Genomic DNA, 1,886 nt, shown 5'->3' on the forward strand with positions numbered 1-1,886 from the left:
CCCTTGATCCATTTGCGGATGGCGCAGGAACTCAGATAACTCGATCGCCTGGAAGAGTCGTTGGAGTCCTATAAGAAAGCCGTCCAACTCGTTCCTGACTTGCTCAGTTGGCGATTGGGCCTGGCCCGCGCGTATTTCGACGTCCTGGATTACCTCAGCGCACACGATGAAGTTCAGTCGCTTTTGAAGAAATTGCCTCCCGGTTCTCCTCTGAAAGTTCCCGCGGAAAACCTGCTGAGCATCATCTATGGATCCGGCAAGGATCGGGGAAGGCGCTATACCCGTATCTATACGCCGGACGCGACGGCCGAGCAGCTCAAGGAATGGGCCCTCATCCGCGCGAGCGCGTGGGAGCTGTTTTCGACCGGGAAATATGCCGAGGCCGAACCGATTTATCGAAAACTGCTGGCGCTGAATCCCAGGGATGCCACGGCTGCCCATCAGCTGGGGCTTTCGTTAATGGAGCTGGGCCGCTGCGAAGAAGCGCTGCCGTTCTTTCGATTGATGTCCTCGTTGGATTCAACCGACGAAGAACAGGCGGACACGGTGTTTCGTATCGGATTGTGTCTGGTGGAGTTGGAGCAATGGACGGACGCGTTGGTCCATTTTCAAATTCTGTATGAGGCGGCGGTTGAATTCGAAGAAGCCAACAAACATGTTGACCTTCCACCCGATGCCCGCGTCTTGAGTAAAAAGAAAATGGCTGAGTGGATTGAAAAGGTTCGCCCCCACGTTCCGGAAGCCGACCGCCTCAAATCAAAGGTTCCTTCCAAACCAAAAGGGATGACCTTGGATGAGTTGTACGAGAAGCTCGCCGCCGAGCCGCGGAAACCGGAGAACCCGCTGGACGAGCGGGCCTCGCTCATGGGGAGGGACGCGGATTTCAGTTGGTTTCGATACGTCATCCCGGCCAAAAACGTCATGCGGGACGACTTCCCAACCGGAGAGCATGTGTTTATTCCCATCGACCCCATCGACAGCTTCGATCGATCGCAGCGGGAGATCTATCTGGTCTTTCGGCTGGTGTCGGCCTCGTACGATGAGGTGCCGCTCGCGGCCCAGTGCTTTTTAGAAGCGACGGAAACGACGGAAGAACCACGGGGTTCCGCTCAGGATCAGGTTATTATGTCGATGAACGATCAGTCCGGCTACTTTGTCTTGTCTCCTCCGGAAGGGGGATGGTCTCCCGGTCTGTACCGTTGCGGGTTGTTCGTGGGAGAGCAACTGTCCGCCGACACGCAGGTCGATGAGGTCCGGTTCCTCATTCACAATGCGCCATTGGGGGCGGCCCCCAAGTTTGCCGTCCGCGTCTCTTGAACCCTTGTGCGTTATGGGAGGATGTGACGTCTCGGTAACAGTGCGGACCTCGAGGCCATACGCCGCAACGAGGCACCGGTCTTGGCTCCGGAGCGTGATCCTGGCCGGCGTGCTGGCGGTCGGTGCCGTGGGAGGCGTGTGAGAATCGGGACACGTTTTTGCTGCGGACGACGGCCTGGCTACGGCGACGTTCGCGGGCGGATGTTTCTGGTGTATGGAGGAAGTGTTCGACGCGGTGGAGGGGGTGGTCTCCGTCGTCTCCGGGTATACCGGGGGCAAGAAGGAAGATCCTTCCTATCCCGAGGTCTCCGCCGGCTGGACAGGGCACGCGGAAGCGGTTGAGATCCGCTTCGATCCGGCCAAGGTGACCTACGAGCGGTTGTTGGAGGTGTTCTGGCAGAACGTGGATCCGACGACGGCCGATCGGCAATTCTGCGACCTGGGCACGCAGTATCGGTCGGCTGTGTTCTATCACGACGAGGAACAGCGGCGGCTTGTCGAGGAATCAAAGACGCGCGTCGAGGAGACGAAGCGGTTTCCGGAACCGATCCTGACCGAGATCGCCGCCG

General features: G+C 58.7%; 1 protein-coding gene and 1 pseudogene. Both read left to right on the top strand.

The genetic code is table 11. From position 1 onward, the window contains the following. Positions 1–60 precede the first annotated feature (60 nt). Positions 61–1,317 (top strand): tetratricopeptide repeat protein, encoded by a 1,257-nt coding sequence (locus MJD61_16980; protein ID MCG8556957.1) that lies wholly within the window; start codon positions 61–63, stop codon positions 1,315–1,317. Between the two features lie 178 nt (positions 1,318–1,495). Further along, positions 1,496–1,886, top strand: a pseudogene (gene msrA / locus MJD61_16985) (peptide-methionine (S)-S-oxide reductase MsrA).

It is taken from the genome of Pseudomonadota bacterium (assembly GCA_022361155.1).
Classification (GTDB): domain Bacteria; phylum Myxococcota_A; class Polyangia; order Polyangiales; family JAKSBK01; genus JAKSBK01.